Annotated in this window: 10 protein-coding genes; 6 read left to right on the plus strand and 4 right to left on the minus strand. The window is 59.5% G+C overall.

What is annotated here, in order from left to right; all coding sequences use genetic code 11:
- Positions 1-44: 44 nt before the first annotated feature.
- Positions 45-4217 (minus strand): matrixin family metalloprotease, encoded by a 4173-nt coding sequence (locus tag CAG02_RS12425; protein WP_085741056.1) that lies wholly within the window; start codon positions 4215-4217, stop codon positions 45-47.
- A gap of 197 nt (positions 4218-4414) precedes the next feature.
- On the opposite strand from CAG02_RS12425, the gene CAG02_RS12430 reads away from it, so the two are divergent.
- Positions 4415-5059, plus strand: coding sequence for an MBL fold metallo-hydrolase (locus CAG02_RS12430; RefSeq protein WP_085709334.1), 645 nt, complete (start codon positions 4415-4417; stop codon positions 5057-5059).
- Positions 5060-5175: 116 nt separating this feature from the next.
- Positions 5176-5913 (plus strand): OmpA family protein, encoded by a 738-nt coding sequence (locus tag CAG02_RS12435; protein ID WP_085709335.1) that lies wholly within the window; start codon positions 5176-5178, stop codon positions 5911-5913.
- 67 nt (positions 5914-5980) lie between these two features.
- Here CAG02_RS12435 and CAG02_RS12440 read toward each other — a convergent pair whose 3' ends face one another.
- Entirely contained in the window at positions 5981-6415 is a 435-nt protein-coding gene (locus tag CAG02_RS12440) for a YhcB family protein (RefSeq protein WP_085709336.1), read from the minus strand.
- A 144-nt stretch (positions 6416-6559) separates the two neighbouring features.
- Here CAG02_RS12440 and CAG02_RS12445 point away from each other — a divergent pair, with 144 nt between their 5' ends.
- The 3 genes from CAG02_RS12445 to zapE all read left to right on the plus strand — a co-directional run bounded on the left by CAG02_RS12445 (position 6560) and on the right by zapE (position 9754).
- The gene (locus tag CAG02_RS12445) at positions 6560-7189 is read left to right on the plus strand and encodes an alpha/beta hydrolase (RefSeq protein ID WP_085709733.1); all 630 of its coding nucleotides are present in this window, start codon (positions 6560-6562) and stop codon (positions 7187-7189) included.
- 24 nt (positions 7190-7213) lie between these two features.
- Positions 7214-8569: a tryptophan--tRNA ligase gene (locus tag CAG02_RS12450; RefSeq protein ID WP_085709337.1), complete on the plus strand. Its 1356-nt coding sequence runs from the start codon at positions 7214-7216 to the stop codon at positions 8567-8569.
- Positions 8570-8659: 90 nt separating this feature from the next.
- A complete protein-coding gene (gene zapE, locus CAG02_RS12455; protein WP_085606932.1) occupies positions 8660-9754 on the plus strand; it encodes a cell division protein ZapE in 1095 nt (364 codons plus the stop codon).
- Between the two features lie 62 nt (positions 9755-9816).
- Here the strand turns inward: zapE and CAG02_RS12460 are convergent, their stop codons facing one another.
- Positions 9817-10713 (minus strand): GlxA family transcriptional regulator, encoded by an 897-nt coding sequence (locus CAG02_RS12460; RefSeq protein ID WP_170931599.1) that lies wholly within the window; start codon positions 10711-10713, stop codon positions 9817-9819.
- 245 nt (positions 10714-10958) lie between these two features.
- Here CAG02_RS12460 and CAG02_RS12465 point away from each other — a divergent pair, with 245 nt between their 5' ends.
- Positions 10959-12095: an acyl-CoA dehydrogenase family protein gene (locus CAG02_RS12465; protein ID WP_085709339.1), complete on the plus strand. Its 1137-nt coding sequence runs from the start codon at positions 10959-10961 to the stop codon at positions 12093-12095.
- 105 nt (positions 12096-12200) lie between these two features.
- Here the strand turns inward: CAG02_RS12465 and CAG02_RS12470 are convergent, their stop codons facing one another.
- Positions 12201-13241 (minus strand): NADP(H)-dependent aldo-keto reductase, encoded by a 1041-nt coding sequence (locus CAG02_RS12470; protein WP_085709340.1) that lies wholly within the window; start codon positions 13239-13241, stop codon positions 12201-12203.
- Positions 13242-13454 lie beyond the last annotated feature (213 nt).

Consider the following 13454-nt stretch of genomic DNA (forward strand, 5'->3'; position numbering starts at 1 on the left):
TCAGTTGAACCGGCCTGCATCGCAGGCCGGGTATTTCGGCGACGTCAGGCCACCAGATCGTTGGCGCTGAAGCTGTTCACACCCACCAGTTGAATCTCGAAGTCCGCACCGGCATTGCCGCTGACGTTGCCCGACAGTATGTGGTCCACGAACCGCAGTTGGCCTGCACCGGTGAAATCGTTCGCACCGATGAAGGTGAAACCGTTGATGCCAGCGGTCAGCAGGTTGGCGTCGAAGTGTGTCAGGTCGATTTTATCTCCCTGCTGGCTGCTGAAGTCAGTAATGACGTCGCGATTGTTTCCCAACCCCATCTCGTTGACGGCACCGAAGACAAAGGTGTCGGCACCGCCACCGCCGATCAGTGTGTCTGCGCCTGCGCCACCATTGAGTATGTTATTGGAGGCGTTACCGGTGAGGGTGTTGTTCAAGCTGTTGCCGATCGCATTGAAGTTGCCGTTGCCCAGCAGCAGGACGTTCTCGACGTTCTGCAGGTTGCTCAGGTTCAGGTCGACGACATTGTCCTGCGCAGTGGCGTTGTAGACCACATAGAGCGTGTCGTTGCCTTCGTTGGCATTCTCCTGCACCAGGGCCAGTTCGCCCGACTGGTCGACGGCGTAGTCGTCGTTGCCCTTGCCACCGATCATGGTGTCCAGGCCGGCGCCACCGTTGAGCTGGTTGTCGCCATCGTTGCCGGTCAGCACGTTGTTCTGTGCGTTGCCGATGGCATTGATGTTGGCAGTGCCGGTGAGGACGAGGTTTTCCAGGTTGGCACCCAGGGTGTAGGTGACCGAAGAACGGACGGTGTCGATCTCGCTGGCCAGGGTGCTGGTCTCGACCACGACGTCGCCGATGTTGTCGACGATGTAGGTGTCGTTGCCAGTGCCACCAGCCATATAGTCGGCGCCGGCGCCGCCATCGAGGATGTTGTCGCCCGAGTTGCCGGTGATGCGGTTGTCCAGGGCGTTGCCGGTGCCGTTGAGATTGGCGGTGCCGAGCAGGTTCAGCCACTCGACGTTGGCGCCCAGGGTGTAGTCGATCGTGCTGTTGACGGCGTCGATTTCCGAGGTCGAGGTACCGGTTTCAATGACCTGGTCGCCGATGTTGTCGACGTAGTAGCTGTCGTTGCCACCACCGCCGATCATGATGTCGGCGCCCGCACCGCCATTGAGGACGTTGGCGTCGGCGTTGCCGGTCAGGGTGTTGTTCAGACCGTTGCCCAGTGCGGTGAACATGCCGCTGCCCAGCAGCAGGATGTTCTCGACGTTCTGCAGGTTGCTCAGGTTCAGGTCGACGACATTGTCTTGTGCAGTGGCGTTGTAGACCACATAGAGCGTGTCGTTGCCTTCGTTGGCATTCTCCTGCACCAGGGCCAGTTCGCCCGACTGGTCGACGGCGTAGTCGTCGTTGCCCTTGCCACCGATCATGGTGTCCAGGCCGGCGCCACCGTTGAGCTGGTTGTCGCCATCGTTGCCGGTCAGCACGTTGTTCTGTGCGTTGCCGATGGCATTGATGTTGGCAGTGCCGGTGAGGACGAGGTTTTCCAGGTTGGCACCCAGGGTGTAGGTGACCGAAGAACGGACGGTGTCGATCTCGCTGGCCAGGGTGCTGGTCTCGACCACGACGTCGCCGATGTTGTCGACGATGTAGGTGTCGTTGCCAGTGCCGCCGGCCATGTAGTCGGCACCGGCACCACCGTCCAGGATGTTGGCATCGGCGTTACCGGTGAGGGTGTTGTTCAAGCTGTTGCCGATTGCATTGAAGTTGCCGTTGCCCAGCAGCAGGACGTTCTCGACGTTCTGCAGGTTGCTCAGGTTCAGGTCGACGACATTGTCCTGCGCAGTGGCGTTGTAGACCACATAGAGCGTGTCGTTGCCTTCGTTGGCATTCTCCTGCACCAGGGCCAGTTCGCCCGACTGGTCGATGGCGTAAGCATCGTTGCCCTTGCCACCGATCATGGTGTCCAGGCCGGCGCCACCGTTGAGCTGGTTGTCGCCATCGTTGCCGGTCAGCACGTTGTTCTGTGCGTTGCCGATACCGTTGATGTTGGCAGTGCCGGTGAGGATGAGGTTTTCCAGGTTGGCACCCAGGGTGAAGGTGACCGAAGAACGGACGGTGTCGATCTCGCTGGCCAGGGTGCTGGTCTCGACCACGACGTCGCCGATGTTGTCGACGATGTAGGTGTCGTTGCCAGTGCCGCCGGCCATATAGTCGGCGCCGGCGCCTCCGTCGAGGATGTTGTCGCCCGAGTTGCCGGTGATGCGGTTGTCCAGAGCGTTGCCGGTGCCGTTGAGGTTGGCGCTGCCAAGCAGATTCAGGTATTCGACGTTGGCGCCCAGGGTGTAGTCGATCGTGCTGTTGACCGCGTCGATTTCCGAGGTCGAGGTACCGGTTTCGATGACCTGGTCGCCGATGTTGTCGACGTAGTAGCTGTCGTTGCCACCACCGCCGATCATGATGTCGGCGCCCGCACCGCCATTGAGGACGTTGGCGTCGCCATTGCCGGTCAGGGTGTTGTTCAGACCGTTGCCCAGTGCGGTGAACATGCCGCTGCCCAGCAGCAGGATATTCTCGACGTTCTGCAGGTTGCTCAGGTTCAGGTCGACGACATTGTCTTGCGCGGTGGCGTTGTAGACCACATAGAGCGAGTCATTGCCTTCGTTGGCATTCTCCTGCACCAGGGCCAGTTCGCCCGACTGGTCGATGGCATAGGCATCGTTGCCCTTGCCTCCGATCATGGTGTCCAGGCCGGCGCCACCGTTGAGCTGGTTGTCGCCATCGTTACCGGTCAGCACGTTGTTCTGTGCGTTGCCGATACCGTTGATGTTGGCAGTGCCGGTAAGGATGAGGTTTTCCAGGTTGGCACCCAGGGTGAAGGTGACCGAAGAACGGACGATGTCGATCTCGCTGGCCAGGGTGCTGGTCTCGATCACGACATCGCCGATGTTGTCGACGATGTAGGTGTCGTTGCCAGTGCCGCCGATCATGATGTCGGCGCCGGCACCGCCGTCGAGGATGTTGTTACCCGAGTTGCCGGTGATGCGGTTGTCCAGGGCGTTGCCGGTGCCATTGAGATTGGCGGTGCCGAGCAGGTTCAGCCACTCGACGTTGGCGCCCAGGGTGTAGTCGATCGTGCTGTTGACGGCGTCGATTTCCGAGGTCGAGGTGTTTGTCTCGATGACCACGTCGCCGATGTTGTCGACGTAATAGCTGTCGTTGCCGGCGCCGCCAATCATGGTGTCCGCACCACCCATGCCGTCAAGCATGTTGTCCAGCGCGTTACCGATGAGAGTGTCGTCAAAAGCCGAGCCGTAGGCGTTTTCGATCTTGGTGCCATAGGCAATGGCCAATCCTTCGTTGAAGGACGTCATGGTATTCAGATCAAGGAATGCCTTGCCGATCTGGCTGAACTGTCCTTCGTTCAGGTTGATACGAACGGCCGAGAGCTGGTTGCTGCCATCGATGGCATCGATGCCACCCGTATCGTAAATAGTCTCGAATACGGACTGGTTGGGTGCCCAGTTGTAAAAGTTGTTGCCCGACTGCCATTGGGTATTCGCACCGTACAGCTTTTGAATGGCGAGGATGTCCAGCAGCATCGGGCTGGTAGGCTGGTAGGAGTAATTATCGTTGTAGCTCATCACCGTGTAACGGACATCGTCCAGTGCGGGATTGAGGATTGTCTTGTTGTCACTGCTGGCTTCAAAAGGATGTTTGAGTCCCAGGGCATGGCCAATTTCGTGCAAAAACGTCAAATAGTCATATGAGCCTTTTACCGGCGCTGGATCATTCGTCGATGGGCCGATCCATACGTCTCCGGCAACAGGCGTGCGATCAGGGAAATAAGCCCAGGCAGCGTACTTGGAGTCCATTCCCAGGTAGCCGCCGAACCGCAGGTCGCCTACGTTGGAAAAGTTTTCTGCCACTTGCGTGAATTGAAGATTGGAAACCGAACTCCACATGCTCAGAGCGCTTTTTACCGCGTTCTCCTGACCTGAAGTCAACGTAAAGGCATTCAGGTACTCGTTGCTCGGACTGTAGTTTCGAGCGAAATAGGAGTTGTCTGTGGTAATGAAGCTGAAGGTCAGAAGTGTAGGCGTTCCACTCTTGTGAAAAGGGGTGGAGCCCGTCCAGTAGTCACCCGAAAGGAGGCCATCGATCGAGTTATTACCAGTCAGCGTTGTAAAAGTGGTGTAGGAGTAGCTGGTAGGAGTGGGCATGTCATATTCCTGAGTGGTCTCGCGGTCTTTCCCTGAGCTCGGCCGCAAAAAATGTTATTTTGCGATAGATTTTTCAAGTTTGATATCACTACGCCATTATTTTCGGATTGATGGCGTCAAATTTCTGAACTGGCGTTCTGTATCGGCAAGTGAAGTAGAATCCTGAGTTCTGCATTCACTGCTTTCCGGGACTTCTCATGACTTTTGCTGCGCCGGCTCTCATCCGCGAAACCTTCCCCGTCGGCCCGCTGCAGTGCAATTGCACGATCATCGGCGACCCGGTAACGAAGAAAGCCATTGTTGTCGACCCGGGCGGCAATCCCGATCTGATCATGGCGCGCCTCGATGCGCTGGGTCTGAAAGTGGTGAGCATCATCCACACCCATGCGCATCTCGATCACTTTCTCGCCTCCGGTCAGATGAAAGAGAAAACCGGCGCAACCCTGCACCTGCATAAAGAAGATCAATTCCTGTGGGACAACCTGGAGATGCAATGCCAGATGTTCGGTGTGCCCTACACCCCGGTGCCATCGCCGGATCGCTGGCTGAGCGATGATGAAGAACTCGCCTGCGGCTGCGGCGTGGCGTTGCATACGCCGGGGCATACACCCGGTTCCATGAGCTTTTGGTTTTCCGAGGCTAAGCTGTTGATTGCCGGTGACACATTGTTCCGGCGCGGAGTAGGGCGCACGGATTTGTGGGGCGGCGATCAGGCGACCATCGTGCGATCGATCAAGCAGCGGCTGTACACATTGGACGAGGACGCGACCGTTGTGGCCGGACATGGCCCGGACACGCGTCTGGGCGATGAAATGCGGGAAAATCCGTTCGTGCGCGCCTAAACATTTTGTCACGAGTGCCCGGCGGAATTTTTGTGCATTGTCATGATCCAACGCCCGCAAAGGTCCATTGCCAAACGGCCGTTGCACCACAGAATGCAAAAAAGTAGGAGCTCTCCATGTTCACCACGCGTCGTTTGATTATTGTCGCTACTGCCGTAGCCGTACTGTCCGGCTGCGCCTCGCCCAACCCCTATGACAATCAGGGTCAGGCCGACGGTGGCTCCCAGGGCATGAGCAAAACCGCCAAGTACGGCGGTCTCGGTGCACTGGCCGGTGCGCTGGCCGGCGCCGCCATCGACCACAACAACCGCGGCAAGGGCGCCTTGATCGGCGCTGCCGTCGTCGGTGCTTCCGCTGCCGGTTACGGCTACTACGCCGACCAGCAAGAGAAAAAACTGCGCGCCAGCATGGCCAACACCGGTGTTGAAGTGCAGCGTCAGGGCGATCAGATCAAGCTGATCATGCCGGGCAACATCACCTTTGCCACCGATTCGGCGAACATCGCGCCAAGCTTCTATCAACCGCTGAACAACCTGGCGGGCTCGCTCAGGGAGTTCAACCAGAACCAGATCGAAATCGTCGGTTACACCGACAGCACCGGCAGCCGCCAGCACAACATGGACCTGTCCCAGCGTCGTGCGCAGAGCGTGGCGACCTACCTGACTTCGCAAGGCGTCAGCGGTGCCAACCTGTCGGCCCGTGGTGCCGGCCCGGATAATCCTGTTGCCAGCAACGGTGACGTCAATGGCCGTGCGCAGAACCGCCGCGTTGAAGTCAACCTGAAGGCGATCCCGGGCCAGCAGTACGGTGGTCAGCAGCAACAGCAGCCGGGTACGGTTCAGCAGTATCCGTAACCGTCAGGTACAAAAAAGCCCCCGGACAAGTGATTGTCCGGGGGCTTTTTGTTGGTGCGAAGGCTGATTACTTCTTCAGACCGTAATGCTCATCGAGCATGCCCGGCGAGTTCGGAGTCTTCGGCGCGTAGTCGCGCGGTGGCTCCTGGCTGTGCGGTGGCGTCAGGCGCTCCCGTGGAGCTTGAACCGCTTCGGAGTGCAGGGAGGCCAGCAGACGCTGACGGGTCTGTTCGTCCAGGGCCAGACGGTTGGCGCCCTCGGCGAGATGGTCCTGTACTTCCTGGTAACTCTGGGTCAGTTTCTTGACCAGATTGGCGGTGCTGTTGAAGTGGGTCACCACTTCATTCTGATAACTGTCGAAACGTTCCTGAATGTCGTCCAGTTGACGCTGTGTGCGGCTGGGCGCGGCGTTCGGCGCAACGCGTGCGATCAGGAAACCAATGGCGACACCCACAACCAGGGCAAGAGTCGGTAACAACCAAACTAAGAGCGAGTGTTCCACGAGTCCTTCCTCTATAAACGGCTTTGCTTTACGTTAACGGCTCGAACCTGCGCTGTATACCGCGATTCACTCGCAATAGATTGGCACAGACAATTTGCTAGACGAGTCGACCCGATTCGAGGTCACGGAGTTCCTTCCTTGCTGATGCGTGAAACCCCTGTAGTGATTGATGGCCCGGTGGGTCAACTTGAATCCCTGTACCTGGATAACGAGCAGCCACGCGGCATCGCGCTGATCTGCCATCCCAACCCGGTGCAGGGCGGCACCATGCTCAACAAGGTCGTCTCGACCCTGCAGCGCACCGCGCGCGACGCGGGCCTGATCACCCTGCGTTTCAACTACCGCGGCGTCGGTGCCAGCGAAGGCGCCCACGACATGGGCAGCGGTGAAGTCGATGACGCCCAGGCCGCCGCCGCATGGCTGCGGGAAAAACACCCGGATCTGCCGCTGACCCTGTTCGGTTTCTCCTTCGGCGGATTTGTTGCAGCAAGTCTCGGCGGTCGTCTTGAAGCACAAGGCGTGGCGCTCAAGCACCTGTTCATGGTGGCGCCTGCGGTCATGCGCCTGGGTGATCAGGATCAGTTGCCGCAGCAGGGCGAGCTGACCGTGATCCAGCCGGAAACCGACGAGGTGATCGATCCGCAGCTGGTCTACGAATGGTCGGACAAACTCCGGCGCCCCCATGAGCTGCTGAAAGTGGCAGAATGCGGACACTTTTTTCATGGCAAGCTGACCGATCTCAAGGATCTGATCCTGCCGCGTCTCTCGAATTGATTGCAGTCTGACAAGCGATTACCCATGACGAACCGTACCCGCATCCTCACCGGCATCACCACCACCGGCACCCCGCACCTGGGCAACTACGCCGGTGCCATTCGCCCGGCGATCGTCGCCAGCCGTGACACGAACGCCGATTCGTTCTACTTCCTGGCCGATTATCACGCCCTGATCAAGTGCGATGACCCGTTGCGCATCCAGCGCTCGCGTCTGGAAATCGCCGCGACCTGGCTGGCCGGTGGCCTGGATGTGGATCGTGTGACCTTCTATCGCCAGTCCGACATTCCGGAAATCCCCGAGCTGACCTGGCTGCTGACCTGTGTCGCCGCCAAGGGTCTGCTCAACCGCGCCCACGCCTACAAGGCCTCGGTGGACAAGAACGTCGAGACCGGCGAAGACCCGGATGCCGGCATCACCATGGGCCTGTACAGCTACCCGGTGCTGATGGCGGCGGACATCCTGATGTTCAACGCGCACAAGGTGCCGGTCGGTCGCGACCAGATCCAGCACGTGGAAATGGCCCGCGACATCGGCCAGCGCTTCAACCACCTGTTCGGCCAGGGCAAGGAGTTCTTCACCATGCCCGAAGCGCTGATCGAGGAAAGCGTCGCCACGTTGCCGGGCCTGGACGGGCGCAAGATGTCCAAGAGCTACGACAACACCATCCCGCTGTTCACCAGCGCCAAGGACATGAAGGACGCGATCTCGCGGATCGTTACCGACTCCCGCGCGCCGGGCGAAGCGAAAGATCCGGACAACTCGCACCTGTTCACCCTGTTCCAGGCGTTCGCCACGCCGGCGCAGGCCGACGAGTTCCGCAGCGAGCTGCTGGGCGGTCTGGGTTGGGGCGAAGCGAAGAACCGTCTGTTCCAGTTGCTCGACAACGAACTGGGCGAGTCCCGTGAGCGTTACCACCAGTTGATCGAGCGTCCGGCGGATCTGGAAGACATCCTGCAGCACGGCGCCAAGAAGGCCCGTGCGGTGGCGACGCCGTTCCTCAACGAACTGCGTGAAGCGGTCGGCCTGCGCTCCTTCGTCAATCAGGTTCAGGTGGCTGCGACCACCAAGAAGAAAGCCGCGAAAGCCGCGCGCTTCGTCAGCTTCCGCGAAGACGACGGCAGCTTCCGTTTCCGCCTGCTGGCGGCCGATGGCGAGCAACTGCTGCAGTCGCGCAACTTCGCCGATGGTAAAACCGCCGGCCAGGTGACCAAGCAACTGCAAACGGGTGCGGCGCTGGATGTGCGCAGCGAAGACCTGAGCTTCAGCGTCTGGCTGGAAGGCGAGTGTGTCGGTGACAGCCCGGCGTTCGCCGACGCTGCTGCGCGGGACGCGGCCATTGAGGCGTTGCGGATCGCTCTGACACCGGTTCAGGAATAATCAACGGGCCGGCCCGACCAAGGGCCGATTGCCATTCCCACGGGCCATCGCTACAGTGACGGCCCGTTTTTGTTGCCTTGCTAACGAATTATGACGCCCCTAGAACGATATCAAGCTGATCTGAAACGCCCGGACTTCTTCCATGACGCGGCGCAGGAAACTGCCGTGCGTCATCTGCAACGCCTGTACGACGATCTGATCGCGGCCGAGCAGAACAAGCCGGGTTTGCTGGGCAAGCTGTTTGGCAAAAAGGATCAGACGCCGGTCAAGGGCCTGTACTTCTGGGGCGGCGTGGGTCGCGGCAAGACCTACCTGGTGGACACCTTCTTCGAAGCGCTGCCATTCAAGGAAAAGACCCGCACCCACTTCCACCGCTTCATGAAGCGCGTGCACGAAGAGATGAAAACCCTCGGCGGCGAGAAAAACCCGCTGACCATCATCGCCAAGCGTTTTGCGACTGAATCGCGGGTCATCTGCTTCGATGAATTCTTCGTTTCCGACATCACCGATGCCATGATCCTCGGCACGCTGATGGAAGAGCTGTTCAAGAACGGCGTAACCCTGGTCGCCACCTCGAACATCGTGCCGGACGGTCTGTACAAGGACGGCCTGCAACGCGCGCGCTTCCTGCCGGCCATCGCGCTGATCAAGCAGAACACCGAGATCGTCAACGTCGACAGCGGCGTCGACTATCGTCTGCGTCACCTCGAGCAGGCAGAGCTGTTCCACTTCCCGCTCGATGAAGCCGCTCACGAAAGCCTGCGCAAGAGCTTCCGCGCGCTGACGCCTGAATGCACGGCGGCCGTGGAAAATGATGTGCTGATCATCGAGAACCGCGAAATCCGCGCCCTGCGTACTTGCGATGACGTGGCCTGGTTCGATTTCCGCGAACTGTGCGACGGCCCGCGTAGCCAGAACGACTACATCGAACTGGGCAAGATTTTCCACGCCGTGCTGCTCAGTGGCGTGGAGCAGATGAGCGTCACCACCGACGACATCGCCCGTCGCTTCATCAACATGGTCGACGAGTTCTACGACCGTAACGTCAAGCTGATCATTTCTGCCGAAGTCGAGTTGAAAGACCTGTACACCGGCGGGCGCCTGACGTTCGAATTCCAGCGGACCCTCAGCCGTCTGCTGGAGATGCAATCCCACGAATTCCTGTCCCGGGCACACAAGCCTTAAGCGGATTCGGCAAACAAAAAGGGCCTGCAGATGCAGGCCCTTTTTTGTGTCTGGTCGAATCGTCAGGCAGCTTGCTGGAACTGCTGTCGATACTGGTTCGGCGACAGTTCGGTGTGCTGGCGGAACAGGCGTGCGAAGAAGCTCGCATCGTCGTAGCCAACTTCGTAGCTGATGGTCTTGATGCTCTTGCGACTGCCGGAGAGCAGGCCCTTGGCGGTCTCGATGCGCAGTCGTTGCAGGTAATGCAGCGGCTTGTCACCGGTGGCAGTCTGGAAGCGGCGCATGAAGTTGCGAATGCTCATGCCGTGCTCGCGGGCCACGTCTTCGAAGCGGAACTTGTCGGCGAAATGCTCTTCGAGCCAGTGCTGGATCTGCAGGATGATCACGTCCTGGTGCAGTTTCTGGCCGCCGAAACCGATGCGGCCCGGTGAGTAGCTGCGCTGCACTTCATAAAGAATGTCGCGGGCTACGGCTTGCGCCACATTGGCGCCGCAGAAGCGTTCGATCAGATAGATATAGAGGTCGCAGGCCGAGGTGGTGCCGCCGGCGCAGTACAGGTTGTCGGCGTCGGTCAGGTGCTTGTCCTGATTGAGATAGACCTTGGGGAAGCGTTCGGCGAAGGCGTTGAAGAAGCGCCAGTAAGTGGTCGCTTCCTTGCCGTTGAGCAGGCCGGCCTCGGCCAGCCAGAACACCCCGGTGGCCTCGCCGCAGAGCACGGCGCCACGGGCGTGCTGTTCACGCAGCCACGGCAGCACCTGTGGATAACGTTGGCACAGCGTGTCGAAGTCATCCCAGAAGGCCGGGAGGATGATGACGTCGGCATTTTCCAGACCGCCGTCCACCGGCATGACCACGTCACTGAAGCTGTTAACCGGTTTGCCGTCGGGGCTGACCAGGCGGGTTTCGAACGCCGGAGTCAGGCCGTGGCCCAGTTGTTTGCCGTAACGCAGGCTGGCCAGATGGAAGAAATCCTTGGCTTGCATGAGGGTTGAAGCGAAAACCCGGTCGATCGCCAGGATACTGACGCGCCGCAAGGGCGTGGAGACTTGCTTGGACATAATTCAACTTTTGTTTTTATAAGGGAAAGTGGTCACCAGACGGCTGGATCGTCTTATTTTTTGTCGGATGTGTCCAGTGTCCTGTAACGGGTGTGCGGCTTAGTCTCTGAAGGTCTGATCCCTCCAACAAGAACGAAAGGTGACGCATGATTCCCAGAACCCTGTTCAGCTCCGAGCACGAATTGTTCCGCGACAGCGTGCGGACATTCCTTGAGAAAGAGGCGGTGCCGTTCCACGGGCAATGGGAAAAACAAGGCTACATCGACCGTAAACTGTGGAACAAGGCAGGGGAGGCGGGGATGCTCTGCTCGCATCTGCCTGAAGAATACGGCGGGTTGGGGGCGGACTTCCTGTACAGCGCCGTGGTGATCGAGGAAGTGGGGCGGCTGGGTCTGACCGGCATTGGTTTTTCCCTGCATTCGGACATCGTTGCGCCGTACATCCTGCATTACGGCAGCGAGGCGCTGAAGCAGAAATACCTGCCGAAACTGGTGTCCGGCGAGATGGTCAGCGCCATCGCCATGACCGAGCCCGGCGCCGGTTCCGACCTGCAAGGGGTCAAGACCACAGCGGTGCTGGATGGCGACGAATACGTGATCAACGGCTCGAAAACTTTCATCACCAACGGTTTTCTGGCTGATCTGGTGATCGTCGTGGCCAAGACCGATCCGAAGGCCGGTGCGAAGGGCACCAGTCTGTTTCTGGTAGAGGCGAACACGCCGGGCTTCGACAAGGGCAAGCGCCTGGAGAAGGTCGGAATGAAGGCCCAGGACACGTCGGAATTGTTCTTCCAGGACGTGCGAGTGCCGAAGGAAAACCTGTTGGGTCAGGCCGGCGCCGGGTTTGCCTATCTGATGCAGGAACTGCCGCAGGAGCGTCTGACGGTGGCGATTGGCGGGCTGGCCTCAGCCGAGGCGGCACTGCAATGGACGCTGGATTACACCCGTGACCGCAAGGCGTTCGGCAAGGCGATTGCCGACTTCCAGAACACCCGCTTCAAACTGGCGGAAATGGCCACCGAGATTCAGATCGGCCGCGTGTTCGTTGATCGCTGTCTGGAGCTGCACCTTCAGGGCAAACTGGATGTGCCGACGGCGGCAATGGCCAAGTACTGGGGCACCGACCTGCAATGCAAGGTGCTCGACGAGTGCGTGCAACTGCATGGCGGCTACGGTTTCATGTGGGAGTACCCGGTGGCCCGGGCCTGGGCGGATGCGCGGGTGCAGCGGATCTATGCCGGTACCAATGAAATCATGAAAGAGATTATTGCGCGGTCGCTTTGAGTTTTGCAGTGAATTGACTGGCCCCTTCGCGAGCAAGCTCGCTCCCACAGGTGATCACCGTGCCTGTGGGAGCGAGCTTGCTCGCGAAAGCGTTTTTTCTGCCAATCAAGGTGCCGGGTTCGGATGATCCTTGTGAATCGCTTCAATCCCTTCAAGCACTTCGTCTGAAAGATTCAGATAGAAACTGGCAATGTTGCTGTCCAGTTGCTCCAGTGTCGTCGCCCCGATGATGTTGCTGGTGACGAACGGTTGCTGATTGACGAAGGCCAGCGCCATTTGCGCCGGATCCAGGCCATGTTCCCGGGCGAGTGCCACGTAACGGCTGCACGCCGCTTCCGATTGCGCATTGAAGTAGCGGCTGAAACGGCTGTAGAGGCTCAGGCGGCCTTTTGGCGGGCGGGCGCCACCTTCGTACTTGCCCGACAGGAAACCGAATGCCAGCGGTGAATAGGCGAGCAGGCCGCACTGTTCGCGAATGGCGATTTCCGCCAGGCCGACTTCGAAGCTGCGGTTGAGCAGGTTGTACGGGTTCTGGATCGATACCGCGCGCGGCCAGCCACGGGCTTCGGCCAGGGCCAGAAAACGCATGGTGCCCCACGGGGTTTCGTTGGACAGGCCGATGTGGCGGATTTTGCCGGCCTTCACTTGCTCATCGAGCGCTTCGAGGGTGTCTTCGAGCGGGGTGAGGTTGGCTTCGATCTTGTGTTTGTAGCCCAGCTGTCCGAAAAAGTTGGTGCTGCGCTCCGGCCAATGCAGTTGATACAGGTCGATGTAGTCGGTCTGCAGGCGCTTGAGGCTGGCGTCCACCGCCTCGGTGATGTGCTGGCGGTTGTGGCGCAGGTTTTTGTCGCGGATGTAATCGATGGTGTTGCCGGGGCCGGCGATCTTGCTGGCGAGGATCCAGTCGGCGCGGTCGCCGCGACTCTTGAAATAATTGCCGATGTAGCGCTCGGTGGTGGCATAGGTTTCGGCTTTTGGCGGCACCGGGTACATCTCGGCGGTGTCGATGAAATTGATCCCGGCGCCCTTGGCCCGCTCGATCTGGGCGAAGGCTTCAGCCTCAGTGTTTTGCTCGCCCCAGGTCATGGTGCCGAGGCAGATTGCACTCACGTTCAGGTCGGTACGGCCTAGCTGGCGATAGTCCATCGGGTGCTCCTTGGGCAAAACAAGCATAAAAGCAGGTTGAAATTTTTTTCGCAATCTGCATAATTGCCGACCTCTTTCTGCAGTGGAAGTGATGCCCCGCCGCCGAAGAATCTTGCCGTTGAACGGACGCGCCGACCCGAGCCCCCGAAAGCGTCTGTATCCGGCTGCCTTTGACTTGTCAAAGTACGCACTATTCAGTAAGATCCGCCGTCT

Source organism: Pseudomonas sp. R43(2017), from assembly GCF_002112345.1.
Classification (GTDB): domain Bacteria; phylum Pseudomonadota; class Gammaproteobacteria; order Pseudomonadales; family Pseudomonadaceae; genus Aquipseudomonas; species Aquipseudomonas kribbensis.